The sequence below is a fragment of the Micromonospora sp. NPDC048986 genome, assembly GCF_040649335.1.
GTDB lineage: Bacteria > Actinomycetota > Actinomycetes > Mycobacteriales > Micromonosporaceae > Micromonospora > Micromonospora alfalfae.
Window position 1 is genome coordinate 338,345 of record NZ_JBEZFJ010000004.1, and the last position, 22,104, is coordinate 360,448.

At 72.6% G+C, this 22,104-nt stretch carries 23 protein-coding genes; 18 read left to right on the top strand and 5 right to left on the bottom strand.

Annotation, left to right across the window (positions count from 1 at the left end):
* Positions 1-11: 11 nt before the first annotated feature.
* The 4 genes from AB0B94_RS11890 (at position 12) to AB0B94_RS11905 (ending at position 3,916) form a co-directional block, all read left to right on the top strand.
* Positions 12-1,286, top strand: a complete 1,275-nt coding sequence (locus tag AB0B94_RS11890) for a beta-ketoacyl-[acyl-carrier-protein] synthase family protein (RefSeq protein WP_357272977.1) — start codon at positions 12-14, stop codon at positions 1,284-1,286.
* Positions 1,287-1,291: 5 nt separating this feature from the next.
* Positions 1,292-2,557 carry a beta-ketoacyl synthase N-terminal-like domain-containing protein gene (locus AB0B94_RS11895; protein ID WP_357273889.1) on the top strand — a complete coding sequence of 422 codons (1,266 nt, stop codon included), beginning with the start codon at positions 1,292-1,294 and terminating at the stop codon, positions 2,555-2,557.
* Positions 2,554-2,871: an antibiotic biosynthesis monooxygenase family protein gene (locus AB0B94_RS11900; protein WP_238672270.1), complete on the top strand. Its 318-nt coding sequence runs from the start codon at positions 2,554-2,556 to the stop codon at positions 2,869-2,871. The genes AB0B94_RS11895 and AB0B94_RS11900 overlap by 4 nt, the downstream gene beginning before the upstream one ends.
* Before the next feature lie 217 nt (positions 2,872-3,088).
* The gene (locus tag AB0B94_RS11905) at positions 3,089-3,916 is read left to right on the top strand and encodes a M55 family metallopeptidase (RefSeq protein ID WP_357272989.1); all 828 of its coding nucleotides are present in this window, start codon (positions 3,089-3,091) and stop codon (positions 3,914-3,916) included.
* Positions 3,917-3,977: 61 nt separating this feature from the next.
* Here the strand turns inward: AB0B94_RS11905 and AB0B94_RS11910 are convergent, their stop codons facing one another.
* Positions 3,978-5,048 (bottom strand): serine hydrolase domain-containing protein, encoded by a 1,071-nt coding sequence (locus AB0B94_RS11910; RefSeq protein WP_357273002.1) that lies wholly within the window; start codon positions 5,046-5,048, stop codon positions 3,978-3,980.
* Between the two features lie 361 nt (positions 5,049-5,409).
* Here AB0B94_RS11910 and AB0B94_RS11915 point away from each other — a divergent pair, with 361 nt between their 5' ends.
* Positions 5,410-6,795 (top strand): class I adenylate-forming enzyme family protein, encoded by a 1,386-nt coding sequence (locus AB0B94_RS11915; RefSeq protein ID WP_357273009.1) that lies wholly within the window; start codon positions 5,410-5,412, stop codon positions 6,793-6,795.
* On the opposite strand, the gene AB0B94_RS11920 is transcribed toward AB0B94_RS11915, so the two are convergent.
* Complete coding sequence (locus AB0B94_RS11920; protein WP_357273022.1) at positions 6,723-7,397, bottom strand: 4'-phosphopantetheinyl transferase superfamily protein; 675 nt, start codon at positions 7,395-7,397, stop codon at positions 6,723-6,725. The two genes, AB0B94_RS11915 and AB0B94_RS11920, sit on opposite strands and share 73 nt — an antisense overlap.
* A 15-nt stretch (positions 7,398-7,412) precedes the next feature.
* Here AB0B94_RS11920 and AB0B94_RS11925 point away from each other — a divergent pair, with 15 nt between their 5' ends.
* The 12 genes from AB0B94_RS11925 (at position 7,413) to AB0B94_RS11980 (ending at position 18,626) form a co-directional block, all read left to right on the top strand.
* A complete protein-coding gene (locus AB0B94_RS11925) occupies positions 7,413-7,679 on the top strand; it encodes an acyl carrier protein (RefSeq protein WP_238672266.1) in 267 nt (88 codons plus the stop codon).
* Entirely contained in the window at positions 7,679-7,924 is a 246-nt protein-coding gene (locus AB0B94_RS11930) for an acyl carrier protein (protein ID WP_357273035.1), read from the top strand. The genes AB0B94_RS11925 and AB0B94_RS11930 overlap by 1 nt, the downstream gene beginning before the upstream one ends.
* Positions 7,917-9,020 (top strand): beta-ketoacyl synthase N-terminal-like domain-containing protein, encoded by a 1,104-nt coding sequence (locus tag AB0B94_RS11935; protein WP_357273047.1) that lies wholly within the window; start codon positions 7,917-7,919, stop codon positions 9,018-9,020. The genes AB0B94_RS11930 and AB0B94_RS11935 overlap by 8 nt, the downstream gene beginning before the upstream one ends.
* 161 nt (positions 9,021-9,181) lie before the next feature.
* The gene (locus AB0B94_RS11940; RefSeq protein WP_357273056.1) at positions 9,182-9,619 is read left to right on the top strand and encodes a beta-ketoacyl synthase chain length factor; all 438 of its coding nucleotides are present in this window, start codon (positions 9,182-9,184) and stop codon (positions 9,617-9,619) included.
* The gene (locus AB0B94_RS11945; RefSeq protein WP_357273065.1) at positions 9,616-11,232 is read left to right on the top strand and encodes a class I adenylate-forming enzyme family protein; all 1,617 of its coding nucleotides are present in this window, start codon (positions 9,616-9,618) and stop codon (positions 11,230-11,232) included. The genes AB0B94_RS11940 and AB0B94_RS11945 overlap by 4 nt, the downstream gene beginning before the upstream one ends.
* Positions 11,229-12,467: a beta-ketoacyl-[acyl-carrier-protein] synthase family protein gene (locus AB0B94_RS11950; RefSeq protein ID WP_357273077.1), complete on the top strand. Its 1,239-nt coding sequence runs from the start codon at positions 11,229-11,231 to the stop codon at positions 12,465-12,467. The genes AB0B94_RS11945 and AB0B94_RS11950 overlap by 4 nt, the downstream gene beginning before the upstream one ends.
* 73 nt (positions 12,468-12,540) lie before the next feature.
* Entirely contained in the window at positions 12,541-13,632 is a 1,092-nt protein-coding gene (gene hppD / locus AB0B94_RS11955; RefSeq protein ID WP_357273090.1) for a 4-hydroxyphenylpyruvate dioxygenase, read from the top strand.
* Positions 13,629-14,540 carry a phytanoyl-CoA dioxygenase family protein gene (locus tag AB0B94_RS11960; RefSeq protein WP_357273101.1) on the top strand — a complete coding sequence of 304 codons (912 nt, stop codon included), beginning with the start codon at positions 13,629-13,631 and terminating at the stop codon, positions 14,538-14,540. Before hppD ends, AB0B94_RS11960 begins: the two co-directional genes overlap by 4 nt.
* Before the next feature lies 1 nt (position 14,541).
* Complete coding sequence (locus tag AB0B94_RS11965) at positions 14,542-15,333, top strand: DUF3050 domain-containing protein (protein WP_357273110.1); 792 nt, start codon at positions 14,542-14,544, stop codon at positions 15,331-15,333.
* Positions 15,330-16,301 (top strand): thiamine pyrophosphate-dependent dehydrogenase E1 component subunit alpha, encoded by a 972-nt coding sequence (locus AB0B94_RS11970; RefSeq protein WP_357273117.1) that lies wholly within the window; start codon positions 15,330-15,332, stop codon positions 16,299-16,301. Before AB0B94_RS11965 ends, AB0B94_RS11970 begins: the two co-directional genes overlap by 4 nt.
* A 1-nt stretch (position 16,302) precedes the next feature.
* The gene (locus AB0B94_RS11975; protein ID WP_357273129.1) at positions 16,303-17,271 is read left to right on the top strand and encodes a transketolase C-terminal domain-containing protein; all 969 of its coding nucleotides are present in this window, start codon (positions 16,303-16,305) and stop codon (positions 17,269-17,271) included.
* Entirely contained in the window at positions 17,268-18,626 is a 1,359-nt protein-coding gene (locus tag AB0B94_RS11980; protein ID WP_357273139.1) for a hypothetical protein, read from the top strand. The genes AB0B94_RS11975 and AB0B94_RS11980 overlap by 4 nt, the downstream gene beginning before the upstream one ends.
* Before the next feature lie 79 nt (positions 18,627-18,705).
* Here AB0B94_RS11980 and AB0B94_RS11985 read toward each other — a convergent pair whose 3' ends face one another.
* The gene (locus tag AB0B94_RS11985; RefSeq protein ID WP_357273155.1) at positions 18,706-19,398 is read right to left on the bottom strand and encodes an SGNH/GDSL hydrolase family protein; all 693 of its coding nucleotides are present in this window, start codon (positions 19,396-19,398) and stop codon (positions 18,706-18,708) included.
* A gap of 39 nt (positions 19,399-19,437) precedes the next feature.
* Positions 19,438-20,376 carry an exo-alpha-sialidase gene (locus tag AB0B94_RS11990; RefSeq protein ID WP_357273163.1) on the bottom strand — a complete coding sequence of 313 codons (939 nt, stop codon included), beginning with the start codon at positions 20,374-20,376 and terminating at the stop codon, positions 19,438-19,440.
* A gap of 221 nt (positions 20,377-20,597) precedes the next feature.
* On the opposite strand from AB0B94_RS11990, the gene AB0B94_RS11995 reads away from it, so the two are divergent.
* Positions 20,598-21,173 carry a hypothetical protein gene (locus tag AB0B94_RS11995; RefSeq protein ID WP_357273171.1) on the top strand — a complete coding sequence of 192 codons (576 nt, stop codon included), beginning with the start codon at positions 20,598-20,600 and terminating at the stop codon, positions 21,171-21,173.
* A gap of 22 nt (positions 21,174-21,195) precedes the next feature.
* On the opposite strand, the gene AB0B94_RS12000 is transcribed toward AB0B94_RS11995, so the two are convergent.
* Positions 21,196-22,089 carry an aminoglycoside phosphotransferase family protein gene (locus tag AB0B94_RS12000; protein ID WP_357273186.1) on the bottom strand — a complete coding sequence of 298 codons (894 nt, stop codon included), beginning with the start codon at positions 22,087-22,089 and terminating at the stop codon, positions 21,196-21,198.
* Positions 22,090-22,104: the final 15 nt, after the last annotated feature.

The window sequence follows — 22,104 nt, forward strand, 5'->3', positions numbered from 1 at the left end:
GGGGTGACGCGATGACCGGGCGTCGCACTGTGGTGACCGGGATCGGGGTGGTCGCCCCGGGCGGCGCCAGCCGGGACCGTTTCTGGAAGACCATCACCGAGGGGCGGACCGCCACCCGGCGGATCAGCTTCTTCGACCCGTCGGCGTTCCGGTCGCAGATCGCGGCGGAGTGCGACTTCGACCCGGTCGCGGCGGGGCTCAGCGAGGCCGAGCGACACCGGGCCGACCGGTACGTGCAGTTCGCGCTGGCCTGTTCCGCCGAGGCGGTGGCCGACGCCCAGTTGGTGCTCACCGACGCGGAACGGGACCGGGCCGGGGTGGTGCTGGGCACGGCGGTGGGCGGCACCATGGCGTTGGAGCAGGAGTACGTCACAGTCAGCGAGCACGGCCGACGGTGGCTGGTGGACGCGGCGCGCGGTGGCCCGTACCTCTATCAGGCTCTGGTGCCCAGCAGCCTCGCGGCGGACGTGGCCTGCCGGCACGGGTTGCACGGCCCGGCGCAGGTGGTCTCCACCGGCTGCACCTCGGGCATCGACGCCATCGGGTACGCCCACCAGATGATCGTGGACGGTGAGGCGGACGTGATGCTGGCCGGCGCGTCCGACTCGCCGATCTCGCCGGTCACCGTCGCCTCGTTCGACGCGATCAAGGCGACCAGCCCGGACAACGACGACCCGGCACACGCCTCCCGCCCGTTCGACGCCGACCGGCACGGGTTCGTGCTGGCCGAGGGCGGGGCGGTGCTGGTGCTGGAGGAGGCCGGCCACGCCCGGCGACGGGGAGCGCACATCTACTGCGAGGTGGCCGGCTACGCCAGCCGCAGCAACGGCTTCCACATGACCGGGCTGCGGCCGGACGGGCTGGAGATGGGCCTCGCCGTCACCGACGCGCTCCGGCAGGGCCGGATCCTGCCCGAGCAGGTCTCCTACATCAGCGCGCACGGTTCGGGCACCCGGCAGAACGACAGGCACGAGACGGCCGCGTTCAAGCGGGCGCTGGGCCAGGCCGCGTACCGGATACCGGTCAGTTCGATCAAGTCGATGGTCGGGCACTCGCTCGGCGCGATCGGGTCGATCGAGATGGCCGCGTGCGCCCTTGCCATCGAGTTCGGTGTGGTGCCGCCGACGGCGAACTGGAGCACCCGGGACCCGGAGTGCGACCTGGACTACGTACCCAATGAGGCGCGGGAGGTCCCGGTGGACGTGGCCCTCTCGGTGGGCAGCGGGTTCGGCGGTTTCCAGTCGGCGATGGTCTTCCGTCGGATGCTCGGCGCGGTGGCGGCGTGAGCGCCGTGTCGCACAGTGGCGGCGCGACGGCCCGGGCGGTGGTGACCGGCATCGGGGTGGTCGCACCGAGCGGCATCGGCGCGGACGCGCACTGGCGCACGGTCCTCGCCGGCACCCGCCGGACCGGGCCGATCACGTTGTTCGACCCGGCCGGCTATCCGACCCGCTTCGGCGGGGAGGTGCCCGGCTTCACCGCCGACTCGTACGCCGACAGTCGACAGTTGGTGCAGACCGACAGGTGGACGCACCTCGGCTTCGCCGCCACCCGGCTGGCGCTGGCCGACGCCGGCCTGCCCGACCGGGCCCCCGACCCGTACGGCTACGCGGTGACCCTGGCCAGCTCGTCCGGGGGCAACCTGTTCGGTCAGCGGGAACTGCAACGGCTCTGGGGCGGCACGTCGCGGACGGTCGGGGCGTACCAGTCGATCGCCTGGTTCTACGCGGCCAGCGTCGGGCAGCTCTCCATCCACCACCAGTTCAAGGGTCCGAGCGGGGTGCTGGTCGCGGAGTCGGCCGGCGGGCTGGACAGCCTGGCGCACGCCGCCCGCGCGGTGCGCAGGGGCACCCCGGTCGTGATCGCCGGGGCCACCGAGTGCCCGTTGAGCCCGTACGCGCTCGCCTGCCAGTTGCGCTCGGGGCTGCTCAGTGACGTCGCCGACCCGGAGCGGGCGTACCGGCCGTTCGACGTCACGGCCAGCGGCTACCTGCCTGCCGAGGGCGGAGCGGTGTTCGTGGTGGAGGAGTTGGGGCACGCCCTGGCCCGGGGCGCCCGGGTCTACGGCGAGGTGAGCGGGTGGGGCTCCACCCACGACGCCGCGCACACCACGCAGCAGAGCAGCGGCGACCCGGTCCAGTACGCGCGGGCGATGCGGTTGGCCCTGGACCGGGCGGGCGTCGCCGCCGCCGGAATCGACGTGGTGCTGCCCGACGCTCTCGGCGTGTCCCGCTACGACCGCAGCGAGGCCGAGGCGTTGCGGGCCGTGTTCGCCGACCGGCCGCCCCCGGTGACCACGCAGAAACCGCTGACCGGTCGGGCGTACCAGGGCGGGTCGGCGTTGGACGTGGCCACCGCGCTGCTCGCCTTCGCCCACGACACGTTGCCCGCGTCGGCGGGACCGGACGAGGTGGCCGCGGGCTGCGAGCTGGACTTCCTGCGCGAGCACCGCCAACCGCGAAGCCGACTCGCCCTGATCTGCGCGCGGGGCTTCGACGGGTTCAACAGCGCGCTTGTCCTGCGCGGGGCCGCGCCGATGAGGGGAGAGGCGTCATGAGCGACAAACGGGCCCGGGTGGTCTTTCTGGTACGGGTGCCGGTGCCGCGCACCGAGCAGTTCCTCGCCGCGTACGAGAAGGTGCGGCACCTGGTCGCCGACGGTGTGCCGGGGCACCTGGTCGACCAGGTGTGCCGGTCGTCGACCGACCCGGAGCAGTGGTTGATCACCAGTGAGTGGGCGAGCCTGGCCGACTTCGAAGACTGGGAACGCAGCCCGGAGCACCGGGACCTCGTCCGCCCGATGCGGGAGTGCTTCACCGACGCCCGTTCGCTGCGCTTCCACATCCACGCCCAAACCCCCGCCCTGCCCTGACCGCCGCGCCGCCCCCGCCCCCCGCCGCCCCCGTCGATCATGGGGCTGGCCGGCTTCCATCCCGCGATCTTGCGCGTACTGTCGCGACATAGAGGGCATTTACCGCATTGCAACGACCGGAACTGCAAGATCGGCGCGGTGGGGTGGGGTGGGGTGGGCCGATGGCTTGGCTTCGTCCCGGGCGGTGTCCTTCAGGAGCGCGTAGGGTTCTGGGGTCATGAAGGTATTGATCTCGGTGGACCTGGAAGGCATCTCGGGGATCGTGCATCCCGCCGAGACGAACCCGGATCGGTACGACTACGAGCGCGGCCGGGCGCTGATGACGGCCGAGGCGAACGCGGTGATCGCCGGGGTCCTCGATGCCGAACCCGACGCGGTGGTGTGGGTCGCCGACGCGCACGGCACGTTTCGGAACATCCTGCCGGAGGACCTCGACCGGCGCGCTCACCTGGTGCGGGGCAAACCCCGCCCGCTGGGCATGCTCGCGGGGCTGGACGAGCAGACGGATGCCGTCCTGCTCGTCGGCTATCACGCTCGGGCCGGTGCCGGGCCCGCCGTGCTGGCCCACACGATGAGTGACGCCGTCCTCGACGTACGGGTGGCCGGCCGGTCGTTGGGCGAGATCGGCCTCAACGTCGCCATGGCGGGGCACCTGGACGCGCCCGTCGTCCTGCTCAGCGGAGACGACACCGCCTGCGCGGAATTCAGCGAGCTGGTGCCCGCCGCGGTCACCGTCGCCGTCAAGCAGACCCTGGGGCAGGCCGCCGCGGTGGCCCTGCATCCGCAGGAAGCGCGGGAGCGGCTGCGCCACGCTGCCGCCGACGCGATCGCCCGGCGCGCCTCGATTCCCCCGGCGAAGATGGCCGGGCCGTTGGACGTCGAGGTCGACCTGTACGGCCCGTACATGGTCGACCTCGCAACTCTGGTGCCCGGTGTGACCCGCGTCGGCGGCGGTCGGACTGTCGCCTTCCACGCCGCCGACGTCGCCGAGGCGTACCGGCTGGTTCAGCTGCTCGTTCAACTCGCCAGCATCAAACCCGGCTAGCCGGCGTCCCCGAAGAGTCCTGGTGTGGCGCGGGTCGTCGTTACGACTGTGCAGACACGGCCTAGCAGAAGGCGTTATCGACCAAGTCGTTGAGCAGGTTCTGGCGGGTCGCCGCCAGTTCGGGGTCACCGGTGTTGGTGAAGATCGACACGGTTAACCGACGCCCGTCGTCGGTGAACGCCGGCTCCACCTGGTATCCGAAGCCGGTGCCGCCGTGTCGCCAGTAGCCACCGCCACAGGACAGCGGTATCCAGAAGATGCCCAACCCGTACCCGGAACCGGCAGGCGAATCCGCCGTCGCGACCAGCGTGCGCATCTGCGCCTGCTGCGCCGGTCGCAACAGGCGGCCTCCGGCCAGGGCGGCCAGGAATCGGTTGAGGTCGGACGCCGTGCTGGTCATCGATCCGTCGGCGCCGCTGTCCAGCCCGCGGATCGCAGTCGTCGTGTCCACCAGCGGACCTCCCCGGGTGAACTGCATGTAGTTCGTGGCATGCGGCGCGGGAAGGTCGCGCAAGAATCCGGTGCGGGTGCGCCGCAGGCCCAGCGGCCCCGTGATGCGGGCGTCCACTTCGTGTGCCCAGCTCCGCCCGGTGACCGCCTCGATCAGCATGCCGGCGAGGACGTAGTTGGTGTTCGAGTACGACCAGGTGGTGGCGCCCTGCGGGTGGCCCAGGGCAATCGTCACGAGCTGCTCCGGCGGGTACGGCCTGTCCCGCTCCCGCCGGTAGGACTCGGGCGTGGCGTAGTTCCCGATCAGGTCGGACGAGTAGTCGTACAGTCCGCTGGTGTGCTGCAAGAGCTGCCGCACCGAGATCCGCCGACCGGCCACCGCACCCGGCAGCCACTTGTCAACCTGATCGTCCAGCGTCAGCCTGCCTTCGCCGACGAGTTGCAGCACCACGACCGCGGTGAACGTCTTTGTGGTACTCCCGATCCGGAGGTACGGGTCGCGCGCAACTCCCCGGCCCGAGCGGACAACCTGCGCCCCGGTCCGGGACTCCAGGCGGGTCAGGACGCCGGTCACACCGGTCGCCCGCAGTGCCTCGGCATCACGCCGAAGCTCACTGCGTGTTGTGGTGGCGGCCGTCGCCACCAGCAATGTCATTGTCGCTGCCACCGCAAGAGTCCGCATGGGCTCCACTATGGTCGCCGGCCCGGGGGCCATCACTCCGGAAAGCCCCCCGGTGGTGCTCCGGCCAACCCCACCCCCGTCGACGGGCCGGTGCACCGCTAACCGCGACGCCATCGGCCGTCCGGCTGGTACCGCGCGACGCTTGTACGAGGGGTCATGCCTCGGTGACGCTCCGCCAAGTCACCCGCTCGATCCTGTCCGCCGAACGGGCTGTCGGCAATCCGGCGGGCCGCTGCTTCTGATCCATCCATTCGCATCTAGCAATGGCTCTGCGGCCGTCGTATGGTTCCCCGCAACACCCCGACAAGCGTACGTGATGGGCGGATTCGCCCTCTTTCATGCTGGGCGGTGAACGGCAGTGATGGCAGAAGATCCTACGGCGACCGACCCCGGATGGGTGGACGATGTCCTTTTCGCCGGCCACCCGACCGACGTTTGTCTCCGTCTGCCCGAGCCCGTCGACCGGGCCACCCTGCACCGGTTGGTCACCGCCGCGCAGCACCGGTTGACCGCTGCCGGACTGCGCCCCGGTGGTGCCGCGGCGCTGCGGTTGCCACCGTCGCTGGCGTACGTGGTGAACCTGCTGGCCACCTGGCGCGCCGGGGGGCAGGCGATCCTGCTCGACCACCGGCTCACCGACCACGAGGTGGACCGGGCGCTGGCCCGGTTGAGCCCGCAGGTGGTGGTCGCTCCGGTGCGGACCGGTGGCGGCGCGCTGAAGATCTTCGTCGACGTCACCGAGGGCGTCACAGGGTACGCCGACCGTCCGGCGGTCAGCGGCCACGCCGTGATCCAGCTCAGCTCCGGCTCCACCGGCCCGTCCAAGGTGATCGGCCGCACCGCCGCCGACCTGGTCGCCGAGGTGCACCGCTACACCCTGATCGACGGGGTGGCGCTGCCCGGCGAGCGGCTCATCCTGCTGCCCTCGATGGTGCACGTGCTCGGCCTGGTCGGTGGCCTGCTCCACGGGCTGCACGCCGGGGTCGAGCTGGTGCCGCCGCAGCGGCTCAGCGGCGACGCGGTGCTGGCCGCGATCAGCTCCGGCACCACACCGGCCACAGTGCTCGGTGTGCCGTTCCACATCGGACTGCTCGCCTCCACCCGCCCGGCTGGTCCACTGCCACAGCTGCGGCGGATGACCACCGGTGGTGAGCTGGTGCCGGCCGCCATCGCCCGGGCGTTCACCGATCGCTACGGGGTGCCGCTGGGCAACATGTACGGAATGACCGAGGTCGGGGTGATCGGCACCGACCTGTACGGGTCGCACCGACCGTCGATCGCACCCGCGCCCGGGATCGAGGTCCGCGAGTCCGGCGGTGAGCTGTGGGTGTCCTGCCCGGCGTCGCCGTACGTCGGACTGAGCGACCCGACCCGGTGGTCCGACGGCTGGCTGCACACCCGTGACGCCGGCACCGTCGATGAGGACACCGGCCTGGTCACGGTGCGCGGTCGACTCGACTCGCAGGTCTCCGTCGGCGGGATGAAGGTCGACCTGACCGAGGTGGAGGCCACCGTCGCCGAGCTGACCGGGGTGGCCGCCGCCGTGGTGGTCTGGGACGACGGCATCACCGCGTACGTCCAACCCGACGGACCGCTGTCTGAGGAGTCGCTGGACAAGCTCCTCGCCGAGCGGTTGGCCGGCTACAAACGGCCCCGGGCGTTGCACCTGCTCGATCAGTTGCCCCGTACCACCACCGGCAAGCTGGTCCGCTCGACCGACGTGCTGCGCTCGGCGGTCACCCCGTGACCGGGCCGCTGCACCACCTTGACGTCGACAGGCGCGCTCGCCTGCGCGGCGATCGCCAGAACGAGGCCCCGGCCCAGCCGCGGGTGACCGACCCGCAGGACCTCGGCGTCGGGCACCGGCCGCAACGGCAGCCCCGGCGGCGGCATCAACCGGCGAAGCCCGCCGCCGCGCAACCCCCGCCCGCACGCCTTGCCGACCGCCTCCTTGGCGGTCCACAGCCGCAGGAAGTCCACAGTCCGGCCGGCCTCGGGCCGATCGTCCAACCAGGCCAGCTCGGCGGGCGGGAACCAGCGGCGGGCCAGCGCGAGCGCCGGCAGCGGGCGGATCCGCTCCACGTCCACCCCGACCGCGCCGGCCCGACGGGCGGCGACCACCACCAGCCCGGCGGTGCGGCTGACGCTGACCGCCACCTCGACCTCGTCGGCGCGGACGACCGGCCGTCCCTCGCGGTCGTGCATCAGCACCACAGCGGTGTCCGCGCGAGCGAGCAGCAGGGCACTCGCCCGTCGTACCAGCACAGCGGACGGATCCGGCTGACCGCCGGTGTCCCGGCCGACCCACACGTAGACGGTGTCCCGACCGGACACCGTCAGCTGACCCACCTAGAGAGGGTATCCATGAGAGCCGAGGTCCGCGCCTTCGTCGTCGAGCAGCTCGCCGACATGAACTACGACGTCGAGGGGCTCGACGACGACACCACGCTCGGCCCGTCCGGCGTCGACCTGGAGTCACTCGCCCTGGCTGACCTGTCCGTCCGGGTCGAGGACCGGTACGGCCTGACGTTCGCCGACGACGAGTCGGAGCAGCTGGCCCTGATGACTGTCGGCGAGTTCACCACAATGGTCGCCAATCGTGTCACCGAGGCGACGAGCGACAACGCCTGATGAGCGGTCAGCCCGATCTGGGGCGAGCTGACCTGATGAGCATGCTCGCCGAACTCAGCGCGAAACCGGCTGCCGAGGTGTCCGACCGGATCGGCTCAATGGAGCTTGCCTGGCTGGTGCACCTCGTCGAGCAGCGCTACGAGTGCCGGCTCGACCTCACCGACGACGAGCTGGCCGGCATCCGCACCGTCGACGACGCCCTGGTGGTGTTCCGGGCGTCGCTGACCGCCTCCGCAGATGGTTGAGGCGCGCGTCGCCCAGCTCACCGGTGTGCACGCGGTCAGCGCCCTGGGTCGGGGCGCCGACGCGCAGCTCGCCGGTGTGCTGGCCGGGGTGCCGGCGTTCGCAGCGGTGAGCCGATTCGACACCGCCGCCCGCCGGGTCACAGTGGCGGCCACACTGCCCGAGGTCGCTACCCTCCCCGACGAGTTGGCCGCCGCTGTCGACGCGGCCTGCCGGGCGGCCGGCCTGGACCGCGCGCAGCGCACCGGGTGCGCCCTGCTGCTCGCCGTGCACGGCGGCCCGGCCCCGGGCCCGTCGCCGGCCGTGCTCGCCGGACAGCTCGCCGCCCGATGTGGACTCTCGGGTCACACCCGGGTCTACACCAGCGCCTGCGTGTCGGCGAGCACGGCGGTGGCCGATGCCGCCGCCCGGATCACCCGCGGTGACGTCGAGCGGGTGGTGGTCGCGGCCGGCTACCTGGTGGAGTCGGACCAGTTCGCGCTCTTCGACGCCGGTCGCGCCCTCGCTGTCGACGGGGCGGTCCGCCCGTTCAGCGCCGGCCGCCGGGGGTTGCTGCTGGGTGACGGCGTGGCCGCGGTGGTGCTGGAGTCGAGCACCGGCCGACGACGCGGTGTCGATCCGGTGGCCACAGTTGTCGGTTGGGGGCGGGCCGGCGACGCGTTCCATCCCTGCCAGCCGGAGCCCGGTGGCAGCGGACTGGCCCGCGCCGTCAGCGGCGCGCTGCGCCGGGCCGGGCTGGCACCGCAGGCCGTCGGCTACGTCAACGCCAACGCCACCGGCACCGCGCAGAGCGACGCCGCCGAGGCGGCCGCCCTGCGTCGGGCCCTCGGTGGGCATGCCGACCAGGTCCCGGTCAGCTCCACGAAATCGGTGCACGGGCACGCGCTGGAGGCGTCCGGGTTGCTCGAACTGGTGGTCACCGCGCTCGCGCTGCGCCACGGTGAGCTGCCTGTCAACGCCGGCTGGCTGGCCCCCGACGAGTCCTGCCCCGTGAACGTGGTCAAGGACCGTCCCCACAAGACGGAAGCCACCCACGCCCTGACCCTCAACGCCGCCTTCGGCGGCGCCAACACCGCTCTCCTGGTCGGCCTCGAATGACCGCCCCCGACTCCCCGCGATCGTGCGCTTTCTGTCCCGACGATTCCGACCAAACGCCCGAAACGACGACCGGAACTGCAACATCGCCGGGGGGCAGGGCGGGGGTCAGGGCTCGGGCTTGCTGGCCTGAGGGTGGGGACGTCGCGGGCGCGGCGGCGGGGGTGCCGGGGTTCGTGCACTCGGACTTCGCGCCGGTGGTGGTGGCCGTCGCCGAGCGGTGTCTGCGGCGGGGGTACGGGTCCGCGGGAGTGCCCGCCGGGGTGCGGACGGGGATCGTGCTGGTCAGCGCCAGCGGTGATCTCGCCAGCGCCCGGCACGTACGGGCCACCGTCGAGGCCGGCGGGCGGCTCGGCCCGCTGTTCTTCTTCCAGTCCGTGCCCAACAGCGTCGCCGGGCACCTCGCGGCCCGCTGGGACCTGCACGGCCCGGTGGTCTGCCTCAGCCCGACCGGCGACCCGTACACCGACGGTGTCGCCGAGGCGGACCTGCTGCGCGACGACGGCGACGCCGACGAGGTGTTGCTGATCCTGATCGAACAGGCACCCGACGGGCCGACCGAGGCGGTCGCGGTGCTGCTGGGGGGAGGAGCACGACAATGAGGAAACGGGGACTGCGCGGCGCGCTGGCCGCCGACACCGAGCTGGGTGCGGGCAACGTCCTGGCCCGGGTGCTGGCGCACGGCGCCGACCCGGACGGGCCCGGACTGACCTTCGACACCGCCGTCGACGGGCACCCCGCCGAGACGCCGCTGACGCTGGGGCGGCTCGACGAGCGGGTCGCCGCCCGCGCCGCCTGGCTGCACGAACAGGGGGTACGCCCCCGCGATCCGATCGCCGTCTGGGCCACCGCCGCCGCCGACATGGTGCTCAGCTTCCTGGCGCTGGCCCGGCTCGGCGCGATCCCGGCGCTGATGAACGGCAAACTCCGCCCGGAGATCGCCGCCGAGTACATCCGCCGCCTGCGCGGCGTCGCTGTGCTGGCCGACGACGAGCACACCGCGCTGCTGGCCGGGCACGACCTGGGCGTACCGCTGCTCGGCACCCCCGCGCGGGCCGGCACTGGTGATCCGGCCACGGCCCCCGCGCACTACCTGCACCACCCGGACGACCCGATCGTGATCACCCACACCTCCGGGACGACCGGGGTGCCCAAGGCGGTACTGCACTCGCACGCCAGCCTCTTCGCGGCCACCCGACACCTGCTCACCATGCCGCAGGCGCAGGGCACCACCCGGATCCTCAACGCCCTACCCGCACCGCACACCGCCACTGTGCTGATGGTCAACCAGGCGCTGGGCAACCGCGCGCAGATGTTCCTGCTCTCCGAGCAGGGCGGCGAGCGGGTGCTCGACGCGATCCAACGCTGGCGTCCCGACGGGGTGTTCGGTTTCTCGGTCACCTGGGCGGAGCTGGCCCGCTTCGACCTGTCCGGGTACGACCTGGACTCGGTGCGGCTGTGGTTCAACACCGGTGACGCCTCGCACGAGCCGCACATCCGCCGCCTGGTCGCTGTCGGTTGGCGCGACACCATCACCCGCGACGGGGTGGCGAAGGTGCCCGGCTCGGTCTTCATCGACGGGCTGGGCTCCAGCGAGATGGGGCACTCAATGTTCCACATCACCCACCGCGCCGACACCGACCGGTACGGCCGCTGCATCGGCCGCCCGTACCGGTTCGCCACTGTCGCGGTGCTCGACGCCGACGGGGAACCGGTGCCGGTCGGCGAGGTGGGTTTCCTGGGCATCGACTCGCCGTCGCTGTTCCGGGGCTACTGGAACGACTCGGTCACCACCTACCGCTTCCGCCAGCGCGGCTGGTACCTCACCGGCGACCTGGTCCGCGCCGACGCCGAGGGCCGCTACTACCACCTGGACCGGGCGGTGGACTCGGTCGACGCCGGCGACGGGCGGCGCTTCTACACCGCGTTGTCCGAGGAGCGCATCCTCGCCGCCTGTCCGGACGTCACCGACTGCACTGTGGTGATCGTCGCCGAGGCCGGCGCGGTCGTCACCGACGTGCTGCTGGAGTTGGCCGCCGGCGCCGACGCGGCCGAGGACCGCACCGAGCGGGTCCGCGCCGCCCTCGGCCCGGACGTCGGCGCCACGCTGCGCCGGGTCGTGCCGGTGCGCGCCGCCGACATCCCGGTCACCGTGACCGGCAAGGTCCGCAAGGTGGTCCTACGCGAGCGCTACCTCACCGAGGCCAGCTCGTGACCGCGTTGATCACGGGGATGGGTCTGTTCACACCGGTCGGGCGGGGCGTCGAGGAGACCTTCGACGCGTTGACCACCGGCCGGTCCGGGCTGACCCGCCCGCCCGAGGGGCACCCGGCGAGCACGTCGCTGGACGTCGCCGGCCTGCTGCCCGACATCGACCCACGCACCGTCGCGTCCGGGCCGGAGACCCGGGTGCTGGACCGGACCGTCGTCCTCGCCCTGCTCGCCGCCGCCGACGCTCTCACCGACGCCGGCATCGAGGTGGGCCGCGACGTCGACCCCGACCGGATCGGTGTGATCGTCGGTGGGGTCGGCGGAATGGCCACCCTGGAGTCGCAGGTGCTGGCCCGGGCGGCCCGGGGTCGGGCGGCGGTCAGCCCGTACCTGCTCACCGGGATCCTGCCGAACATGCCGGCGGCGCGGATCGCCATCGTGCACGGCATCCGGGGCTACAGCTCGTCGGTCGGCACCGCCTGCGCCTCCGGGGCCCAGGCGGTCGCCGACGGGGTGCGGCTCATCGCCACCGCAGAGGTCGACGTGGTGCTCTGCGGGGCCAGCGAGGCACCGCTCTTCCCGACCTTCGCCGACACCTTCGGCAACGCGCGGGCGTTGGCGCGCGCCGGCACCGACCCGGGCCGGGCGAGTCGGCCGTTCGACACCTCCCGCAGCGGCTTCGTCCTGTCCGAGGGTGCCGCCCTGCTGGTGCTGGAGCGCGCCGAGCACGCCGCGGCGCGCGGCGTCGCCGGGTACGCCGAGGTGGCCGGCCACGGCGCGACGACTGACGCGTACCACCCGACCGCCCCCCGCCCGGACGGCGCTGGCGCTGCGGCGTGCATCCGCCGGGCGCTGCGCAGCGCCGGTGTGCCGGCGGCGGCTGTCGGTTACGTCAACGCGCACGGCACCGGCACGAAGCTGGGTGACATCGCGGAGACCACCGCCCTGGCCGACGTCTTCGGCGTCGGCGGTGTGCCGGTCAGCTCCACCAAGGCGCTCACCGGTCACCTGCTCGGCGCGTCCGGGGTGCTGGAGGCGGCGGCCACCGCGGTGGCGCTCGGTCGAGGGCTGCTGCCGCCGACGTACCACCTCGACGATCCGGATCCGGCCTGCCCGGCGGACCACATCCGTGGCGCTCCCCGCAAGGCCGACCTGGAGTACGCGGTCACCAACTCGTTCGGGTTCGGCGGGCAGAACGTGAGCCTGCTGCTGGCGCGCGTCGCCGAGCCGAGGGGGTGATCGAGGCGGCATCCCGGGCGGGGTGTGCCCGGACGGCAACAGGGGGAATCGGGTGGGAAGGGTTTCAGGGGACATGGACATCCGTGGTATCGACCACATCGAACTCTACGTGGGGGACGCCCGACAGGCGGCCTTCTACTTCAGCACCGCCGTCGGCTTCGAGATCTGTGGCCAGGGTGGTCCGGAGACCGGGCTGGCCGGGCAGCGCTCGCTGCTGCTCTGCCACGGCGACATCCGGCTGCTGCTCACCTCCGGGCTGAGCGCCGATCATCCGGCGGCGCGGTACGTGCAACGCCACGGTGACGGCATCGCTGTCGTCGCCGTCGAGGTCGACGACGTGTCGGCCGCGTACGCCGAGCTGGTGGGTCGGGGCGCGACCGGTGTGACGCCGCCGACCACCCGCACCGGCGCGGACGTCGAGGTGGTGATCGCCGAGGTGGACGGCTTCGCCGACGTGCGGCACCGGCTGGTGCAGCGCCGGGGCGAGGGGGGTGAGTTCCTGCCCGGCGCCATCACCGCGACGGCGTCCACGACGGACGGCCACCCGCCGGTGCTCGCCGAGATCGACCACCTTGCGGTCTGCGTGCCGCCCGGCCAGCTCGACGAGACGGTTCGGCACTTCGAGGCGCTGTTCGACTTCGCGCAGATCTTCGAGGAGCACATCGAGGTCGACGGGCAGGCAATGAACTCCAAGGTGGTGCAGAGCCCGTCCGGGCTGGTCACAGTGGTGCTGCTCGAACCGGACCGCACCCGGCGGCCCGGGCAGATCGACGCGTTCCTCGACCAGCACGCCGGTGGGGGAGTGCAGCACCTGGGGCTGCGCACCGACGACATCGTCGGCGCGGTCGAGGCGCTGGGCCGGCGCGGCGTGCGCTTCGCCGGCACCCCGGCCAGCTACTACGACGCCCTGGAGGCGCGGGTCGGTCGGATCGACGCCCCGCTGCACCGGCTGCGCGAGCTGGGTGTGCTCGTCGACTCCGACCACGATGGTCAGCTGTTGCAGATCTTCGCCGAGTCGATGCACGTGCGTCGCACGCTCTTTCTGGAGCTGATCGAGCGTCGCGGCGCGCGGGGCTTCGGCAGCGGCAACATCAAGGCGCTCTACGAGGCCAAGGAGCGGGAACTCGCCACTGTGGCAGCCACCCCGCAGGGGGTGGGCGCATGACCACGCTCACCGACGAGGAGCGGGCGCTGCTGCCCTCCGACGAGGACGTGCGCCACTACGCCGAGCACGGCTGGTACCTGTCGAAGAAGCTGTTCACCGACGACGAGGTGGACGCCCTCGCCGCCGCCACCCAGCGCTACTACGACGGGGAGCGGGACCGCCGGCTGCCGGTACGCCCACCGAAATTGGCCTACTGGGACCCGTCGAAGGGGCCGGTGCAGCGGCACAACGACTACGTCCACCACGAGCACGACGGGCTCGGCGCGATCCTGCGCAAGCCGCTGCTCGGCGCGGTCGCCGCCCGGCTCGCCCAGGCCGACGAGATCCGGGTCTTCCAGTCCACGCTGATCTACAAGCCGCCGATCTCCGGCGAGCCGAGCAACATCGTGCCCTGGCACTTCGACAAGCACTACTGGGCGTCCTCGTCGTCGGAGAAGATGCTCACCGCGTTCATCCCCTTCCACGACTGCGGGGAGGAGATGGGCACCATCACGATGGTCGACGGTTCGCACCGGTGGAAGGAGATCGGCGCCGACGACACAGTGGTGCGGCACTTCGCCGACCGGGACCGCAGCCAGCTGGAGGAGATGCTGGCCGAGAACGCCGCGTACAACGGCGCGGAGATCCGCAGGATCCCGATGGTGATCCCCAAGGGACACGTGAGCTTCCACCACTGCCGCACCTACCACGGCAGCGGCCCCAACGTCAGCGGTCGCCCCCGACAGGCGATCTCGCTGCACCTGCAGGACGGCGACAACGCCTGGCGGGAGTATCCGCTCTCCGACGGCACGCTCGCCGCGTACAACCACGATGTGCTGGTCCGCCGCACCCACGACGGGCGGCCGGACTACGCGGACCCCGACTACTGCCCGGTCATCTGGCGCCACCGCGCCCAGCAGGGAGGCTGACATGTCACGGTACGACTGGGGGAGGACGCACCCGGGCATCGAACGGTTGGAGCGGGCGGTGACCGAGCGGCGCGACGCCGTGGTCAAGCACCCGCTCTACGCCAACCTCGACACCCACCGGGCACTTGTCACCTTCATGGAGCACCACGTCTTCGCGGTCTGGGACTTCATGTCCCTGCTGAAGTCGCTGCAACGGCAACTGACCTGCGTCACCGTGCCATGGATCCCGACCGGCCCGACCGGCAGCCGTCGCCTCATCAACGACATCGTGATGGTCGAGGAGAGCGACGAGCTGGGCGGCGGCTACATCAGCCACTTCGAGCTGTACGTGCAGGGCATGGTTGAGGCCGGCGCGGACACCACAGCGGTGAACGCCCTCGTGGACCTGCTGCGCACCGGCCGGCCGGTCACCGAGGCGCTCGCCGAGGCGGGGGTGCCGGCCGCGTCGGCGAGGTTCGCCGCGACCACCTGGCAGATCATCGAGTCCACCCCGGTGCACTGTCAGGCGGCGGCCTTCGCGTTCGGCCGGGAGGACCTGATCCCGGACATGTTCACCCAGGTCGTCTCCGTCAACGAGGTCAGCAACCGGCTGAACACCTTCGTCGACTACCTGCAACGGCACATCGAGGTCGACGGCGAACAGCACACCCCGATGGCCATGCAGATGCTCGCCGACCTGTGCGGCGACGACGACGGCAAGTGGCAGGAGTGCGCCGACACGGTCAACACCGCCCTCACGGCCAGGGCCCGGCTCTGGGACGACATCCTCGCCGCCACCACGAGTCCGGCGTGACCGACGCCGACCCGGTCCGGCTCTACCGCACGGTCCGGCTGATCCGCCGGTTCGAGGAACGGGCGGTGGAGCTGGTCCACGGCGGGCAGATCGTCGGCGGCGTCCACCCGTACCTCGGTCAGGAGGGGATCGCCGCCGGCGTCTGCGCCGCGCTGGACGCCGACGACGTGCTGGCCGGCACCCACCGCGGGCACGGCCACGTCCTGGCCCGCGGGGCCGATCCGGCCCGGATGCTCGCCGAGCTGTGCGGCCGGGTCACCGGCCTCAACGCCGGTCGGGGCGGTTCCATGCACGCCGCCGACCTGAGCATCGGCGTGCTCGGCGCCAACGCGATCGTCGGCGCATCCGGGGCGATCATCACGGGCGCGGTCTGGGCCCACCGTCGCCAGGGCCGCGACACCGTCGGGGTGAGTTTCTTCGGCGACGGCGCGGTCAACGAGGGGATGCTGCTGGAGGCGTTCAACCTGGCCGCGCTCTGGCGGGTGCCGGTGCTGTTCGTCTGCGAGAACAACGGCTACGCCACGACCATGCCGGTCGCCGGCGCGGTGGCCGGCAGCATCGCCGGCCGGGCCGCCGCGTTCGACATCCCGGCCGTCCAGGTCGACGGACAGGACCCCGAGGCGGTACGCGTCGCCGCCCGCGCCGCCGTCGACCGGATGCGCGCCGGCGGCGGCCCCGAGCTGATCGAGGCCCGCACCTACCGCTTCGACGTCCACCACACCTTCGAACACGCGGTACGCCTCGACTACCGCCCGCCCGACGAGGTGACCCGTGGTCGGGCCCGGGACCCGGTGGACATTCAGGGCTCACGGCTTTCCGACGCCGACCGGGCGGCAGTGGACGCCGAGGTCGAGGCGACACTCGACGCGGCGGTGCGGTTCGCAGTGAGCAGCCCGGAACCCGACCCGGCCGACGCGTTGACCTACCTGTACGCCAGCGGCCTGACCGCCCGCGCCGGAGGTGGTTGAGGTGCCGCGACTGTCGTACCGCCGGGCGCTCACCCGGGCCCTCGGCGACGAGTTGGCCCGCGACGAGGCGGTGTTCCTGCTCGGCGAGGACGTTCAGGTCGGGGCGTCGCTGGTGACCACCGGCCTGGCCAAGCGGTTCGGCGCCGAACGGGTCCGCGACACCCCCCTGTCCGAGCAGGCGTTCACCAGCTTCGCCACCGGGGCGGCGCTGGCCGGGCTGCGGCCGGTGATCGAGTTCCAGATCCCGTCGCTGCTGTTCCTGGTCTTCGAGCAGATCGTCAACCACGCGCACAAGTTCCCGTTGATGACCGGCGGGCAGTGCAGCGTCCCCGTCACCTACCTGGTGCCCGGCTCCGGCTCGCGTACCGGGTGGGCCGGGCAGCACTCCGACCACCCGTACAGTCTCTTCGCCCACGTCGGCGTGGTCACCGTCGTGCCGGCCACCCCCGCCGACGCGTACGGGCTGCTGGTCACCGCGATCCGCCACGACGACCCGGTGGTGGTGTTCGCGCCGGCCGGAGCGATGGACGTGCGCGCCGACGTCGACGACCTGACGCCGGTGCCGCTGGGCCGAGGCCGGATCCACCGCTTCGGAGACGACGTGACAGTTGTTGCGATCGGGCACCTGGTGCACGACGCGCTCGCCGTCGCCGACGAGGTGGCCGACCAGGTCTCGGTGGAGGTCTTCGACCCGCGGACCCTGTACCCGTTCGACATTGACGGTCTCGCCGAGTCGGTGGCCCGCACCGGACGCCTCGTCGTGTTCGACGACGGCAACCGTTCCTGCGGGATGGCCGCCGAGATCATCGCGAGCGTGGTGGAGCGGGTCCGGCTGCTCGCCCCGCCGCGCCGGGTCACCCGCCCGGACGGGGCGGTGCTGCCGTTCGCCCCGGCACTGGACCGGGCCGTCCAGCCCGGCCGGGCCCAGCTCGCCACCGCCATCCACCTGACCATGAAGGACTCCTCATGATCGACCCGAACTATCAGTGGCCGGTGGCTGACCGGGCCTGGACCGACCTGCCGGAGCGGGCCCGCCGGGCCATGGTGGCCAGTGGGGCGGCGGCCTGGGAGCAGGTCTTCCACGGCCGGGCGACCTACAACAAGCAGTGGCGGTTGGCCCGACCCCCGGTGCTCACGGCCGACGCCTGGCGGCAGCTCAACGACGTCTGCGACCGACTCGCCCAGCTCATCCTCGACGCCTGCCGTCGTCGGGCCGGCACCGCAGGCGACCTGCGCCGGCTGCTCGGCGTACCGGAGGGGGAGACCCGGCTGCTGGACGAGGCCGAGCCGCTGACCGAGGCGCTGCTGGCCGCGTACCGCCCGGACGTGATCTTCTCCGCCGGGGTGCCGAAGTTCGTCGAGTACAACATCGACAGCAGCCTCGGCGGCGGGTTCGACGCCGACACCGTCATCCAGCGGTACGAGGGCCTCTACCGGGAGCACGCCATCCTCGACGACCTGCCGGTGCGGGCCGCGCCCTCACTGCTGGACCAGCGGTTCGTGGCGATCCGCGAGGAGCTGCGGCTGCCCGAGGGGGCCCGGGTGGCGCTGCTGATGGATTTCGACGGCGACTACCCGGGCCTCGACGACCCGCAGACGTTCATCCGGATCCTCAGCCCGCTCGCCGTACGGGCCCGGGACTTCGGCATCGACCTGGTCATCGCCCCGGTCGCCACCGCCACCGTGGACGTCGGCAACCGCCTGGTCGTCGACGGCGCACCTGTCGACGCGCTGTTCCGGCTGTTCGTGCCCAACCGGGTCACCCCGACCGCCGGCCTGGACGCGGTGGCAGTGGCCCTCGCCGCCGGCACCCTACCGATGTTCGTGTCGGCGGCGGCCTGGCTGCTCGGCAACAAGACCACGTTCGCCTGGCTGTGGGAGGACGTGGACGGGCTACCCGTCGACGACCAGGCACTGATCCGCCGGCACGTGCCGTACACGGTGCCGTTGACCGGCGCGGTGCTCGAGCGGGCCATCGCCGAGCAGACGAGGCTGGTGGTCAAACCGGCCGACGGCTCGGCTGGGATCGGTGTGCTGCTCGGCCCCGAGCTGAGCCCGACGGACTGGGCCGACGGGGTACGGGCCGCCGCCGGGCAGGGGGGCGCGATCCTTCAGGAGTACCTGCCGACCGACCGGGTGCCGATGGACTTCGTCCAGATCGAGACCGGTGAGACGGTCACCGCCGACGTCCCGTACTCCCTGGCCCCGTACCTCTTCGGCCGGCACGCCTCCGGCGGCCTGGCGAGGGTCGGCTACCCCGGCTGCGACGGAGTCCTCAACCTGGCCCACGGCGTCCTCCTCACCGGAATCCTCCTCACCGGCTGACCCCCCACCCCCACCCCCGCCCCGTTGATCATGAAGTTGTTGCCCTCCCCGCCGGCGTGTCGTGGCAATAACTTCATGATCAACGCGGTGGGGGTTTGGGGGTGCGGTGGGGGGAGAGGGCGCGGAGGGTTTGGGCTGTCGCTATGGCGTCGCTGCGGGCGCTGCCGTGGCGGCCGTCGGTGCTGTAGAGGGTGGGGTCGGCCGTCAACGGGTGGTCGGTGAGGTGCACGTGAACGGTGTTCAGGCGCTCGGCCAGGCCTGCGGTGTGTGCCGACAGGCGGCGCATTCGCTCGCCCAGGCCGGGCCGGAGGTGCTCGGGCACCGCCGGGCTGTGCGAGACGTCGAACATGCCCACTGTGATCACGGCGGCGCCCACCTCGCGCAGCGCGATGATCATCGCGGTCAGCTCGGCGTCCACCGCCTGCGCGTCGTACGCCGGGTGGAAGGCGTCGTTGCCGCCGCAGACGACCAGCGCCAGGTCCGGTGCGAAGGCCAGCGCCGGGGCGAGCTGGGTGGCCCGCACCTGGTGCGCGCGCAGCCCGCGTCGACCCAGATTCCGGTACGCGAGCCCGGGGCGCACGGCGGTCAGCTCGGCGGCGACCCGGTCGACCCACTGCACGTCCGGGTAACCAGGTGTCGGCTCACACATGCCCTCCACGACGCTGTCACCGAGCGCCACGAACCGCCGCCACGGGTGCCCGCGCAGCAGTTCGGTGGCCTCCCCGGGGCGCAGACAGTACGGGTCCGTCGATTCGGTGAGCGTCGATGGCATGCCGGCACGCTAGCCGACCGTCGGGCTGCCGGGCCAGGCTCAGCCGGTCAGGCTGACCTCGGCCAGGTAGACACAGGTCCGCCCCTCGTGCGACGAGTAGTAGCTCACCCACAGCAGGTCGTCGTGCCAGACCAGTCCGGGGTAGCTGGTGTCACCGCCGGACGGCAGCGCGACCAGCTCGGTCAGCTCGCCCCGGTCCGGGTCGACGACGCAGATCGCGGTGCGGACCACGCCGTCGTGCAGCCGCACCCCGGCCAGCAGCAGCCCGTCGGGCAGGCGGAGCAACGTCGGCCCGCCCACCCGGACACCCAGATCCGTCCAGGTCCAGTCCCGGTACGGCGGCGCAGCCCGGCCGAGCTGCGCGCTCGCGGTGCCCGCGTCCCGCCGCAGCAGGCAGAGGGCGGTGCCGTCCGGGGCGAAGACCAGACCGGACTCGTTGGGGTACCCGTCCTCGAACAGCGTCGGCGTCCAGGACCGCAGGTCCACCCCGTCCGTGCTGCGGTAGAGCCGGGCGAATCGCGGCTCCCGGGTGGCGTAGCCGACGCCGTACATCGCGTCGTCATGCCAGGCCACCCGCCACACCCAGACGTCCGGCTCACCCACCGGGGTCGGATCGCCAAAGGCATGCCCGTCGGTGGAGAGCCAGGTCACCGTCCGGAACGTCTTGGTGGCCGCGCCGGTGGCGGCCGCCGCCAGCAGTTGCAGCCGCCCGTCGGGTCGTGTCACGAAGCGCGGGTCGCGCAGGTCGGCGTCGGCCTGCCGGATGACCGTCGCGGAGGTCCAGGACCGGCCGTCGGTCGACGTCAGCACCCGGATCACGCCGTCGTCGCTGAGGTGGGTGCTTGCCTCCCGGAAGGCGCAGAACCAGCTCCCGGCGTACCGGATCAGGTCGGTGAACGCGTTGTGCGGCGCGCCGTCGCCGATCCGGCGCACGGCGATGACCTCGGCGGTGCGGCGGCGGGTGGGTGACGACGTCATACGCGGCGGCCTCCAGGTCCGGTGACGACGGTCGACGCTAGCCGTCCCCGGCCGACGCCCGCGCGGCCAGCAGCCGAACGTCCGACGAACAACGCGCGGACGCTGTCGGATTGGCGTCGTGGACGACGCCGCGTCGGCGCGCTGGGGTGGGCTGGTGGCACCCAGCGCCCACCATGGGCGGTGCGCTGACCGCAGAATCCATCGGCGCGGGAGGTGGCCGCATGCTCGGTTCGTTCCTTCAGGCCCTCGCCACGAAGCTGGTCGAGGAGATCCTCAAGCTCCTGGTTCGGTGGCTGGCGCCGACGGCGCTGCGGTCGGTGCCGCACCGTGCCTCGCCGAACTGCCCGCGCTGCGGCGGGTACGGGGTCCGCCGGTGGGCGCCCGGTGGCATGTGGATGTTCCTGCCGTCGGTGCTGGCCTTCGCCTGGGGGTTCGGGTTCACACTGCTCGGTGTGCCGGTGGTCGTGCTCACCGTGGTCGCCGTGCTGGTCACCGACGGCGTCGGCGCAGTGCCGACCGCGCTGCTCGCGCCGCTCGGCCTGCTGGTCCCTGCCGCGCTGATGGTCGCGGGCGCGTTCGGCCTGGCCCACTACCACAGCTACCCACCGAAGTGGTGCGCCCGCTGCCACTGTCGGTGGCCACGCCGGGAGCGGGACGAATACCTACGCGCGTCGGCTCCGGTGGTGACCTGCGGCTGCGGCCAGCGGCTCCGGGTGCCCCGGACGACAGCCGGGACGCGACTGCGCTGCCCGCGCTGCCGTACCGAACACGCCACGCCGGCTGCGGCCGGGCGCTGATGGGCCTCAACCGGCACGGCTTTCAGCGGGCCGCGCTGTGCTCGGCGAGGAGTTCGCCGAGCACCCGCCCGGCCCACTCGGCCTTGGCCGGGTCCTCATTGTCCAGGGTGATCAGCGCCTTCCACAGCGCCCAGCCTCGTCCGCGGGCCCAGGTGGCGTCGTCGACACCGAGCGCGGCGCGGAAGGCGGCCCGGCCGGGACCGTGCAGCAACGTCCAGGCGATCACCGTGTCGCAGGCGGGGTCGCCCACTCCGGAGCAGCCGAAGTCGATGACGGCGGCGAGCCGGCCGTCGCGGACCAGCAGGTTGCCGTCCGCCACGTCGCCGTGGAACCAGACCGCCGGCCCGGTCCAGGTGGCGTCGAGGGCGGCCTGCCAGATGCCGGTGACGACGCCGACCGGCACCCGGTCGCGATGCGTCTCGATCGCCGCCCGGGTCTCGGCGTCGTAGGTGGACAGCGGGCCGCCCCGCCAGGCGCTGTGCGGGCCGGCCGCCGGACCGTCGGTGGCGTCCACGCCGCGCAGGGCGCGCAGGAAGGCGGCGAGGTCGGTGGCGAACCGGGTCAGGTCGTCGATCCGCTCGGCGTAGGCGGTCTGCCCGTCGATCCACCGGTAGACCGACCACGGGTACGGGTATCCCGCCCCGGGCCGGCCGTGACCGAGTGGGGTCGGCACCTGCACCGGCAACTGTGGCCCGAGCACCGGCAGCCAACGCTGCTCCTTGGCGACCTGGAGGGCGTACCCGGCACCGCTGGGCAGCCGCACGCTCATCTCCTCGCCCAGGTGGAACGTGCGGTTGTCCCAGCCGTCGACAGCGACGGGACGGATCGGTAGATCCGCCCACCGGGGGAACTGCTCGGCCACCAGCCGGCGGACCAGCGCCACGTCGATCCGGTCGGCCACGGCGTCGTCTGCCACTGGGACGCCTGGCGG

Bases quoted from the DNA above. Each gene is read 5' to 3' on its own strand.
- AB0B94_RS11930 (WP_357273035.1), top strand. From the start codon at position 7,679: ATGAGCGGTCAGCCCGATCTGGGGCGAGCTGACCTGATGAGCATGCTC.
- AB0B94_RS11925 (WP_238672266.1), top strand. From the start codon at position 7,413: ATGAGAGCCGAGGTCCGCGCCTTCGTCGTCGAGCAGCTCGCCGACATG.
- AB0B94_RS11990 (WP_357273163.1), bottom strand. From the start codon at position 20,376: ATGACGTCGTCACCCACCCGCCGCCGCACCGCCGAGGTCATCGCCGTG.
- AB0B94_RS11960 (WP_357273101.1), top strand. From the start codon at position 13,629: ATGACCACGCTCACCGACGAGGAGCGGGCGCTGCTGCCCTCCGACGAG.
- AB0B94_RS11910 (WP_357273002.1), bottom strand. From the start codon at position 5,048: ATGCGGACTCTTGCGGTGGCAGCGACAATGACATTGCTGGTGGCGACG.
- AB0B94_RS11945 (WP_357273065.1), top strand. From the start codon at position 9,616: ATGAGGAAACGGGGACTGCGCGGCGCGCTGGCCGCCGACACCGAGCTG.
- AB0B94_RS11995 (WP_357273171.1), top strand. From the start codon at position 20,598: ATGCTCGGTTCGTTCCTTCAGGCCCTCGCCACGAAGCTGGTCGAGGAG.
- AB0B94_RS11965 (WP_357273110.1), top strand. From the start codon at position 14,542: ATGTCACGGTACGACTGGGGGAGGACGCACCCGGGCATCGAACGGTTG.
- AB0B94_RS11935 (WP_357273047.1), top strand. From the start codon at position 7,917: ATGGTTGAGGCGCGCGTCGCCCAGCTCACCGGTGTGCACGCGGTCAGC.
- hppD (WP_357273090.1), top strand. From the start codon at position 12,541: ATGGACATCCGTGGTATCGACCACATCGAACTCTACGTGGGGGACGCC.
- AB0B94_RS11890 (WP_357272977.1), top strand. From the start codon at position 12: ATGACCGGGCGTCGCACTGTGGTGACCGGGATCGGGGTGGTCGCCCCG.
- AB0B94_RS11985 (WP_357273155.1), bottom strand. From the start codon at position 19,398: ATGCCATCGACGCTCACCGAATCGACGGACCCGTACTGTCTGCGCCCC.
- AB0B94_RS11900 (WP_238672270.1), top strand. From the start codon at position 2,554: ATGAGCGACAAACGGGCCCGGGTGGTCTTTCTGGTACGGGTGCCGGTG.
- AB0B94_RS11905 (WP_357272989.1), top strand. From the start codon at position 3,089: ATGAAGGTATTGATCTCGGTGGACCTGGAAGGCATCTCGGGGATCGTG.
- AB0B94_RS11915 (WP_357273009.1), top strand. From the start codon at position 5,410: ATGGCAGAAGATCCTACGGCGACCGACCCCGGATGGGTGGACGATGTC.
- AB0B94_RS11980 (WP_357273139.1), top strand. From the start codon at position 17,268: ATGATCGACCCGAACTATCAGTGGCCGGTGGCTGACCGGGCCTGGACC.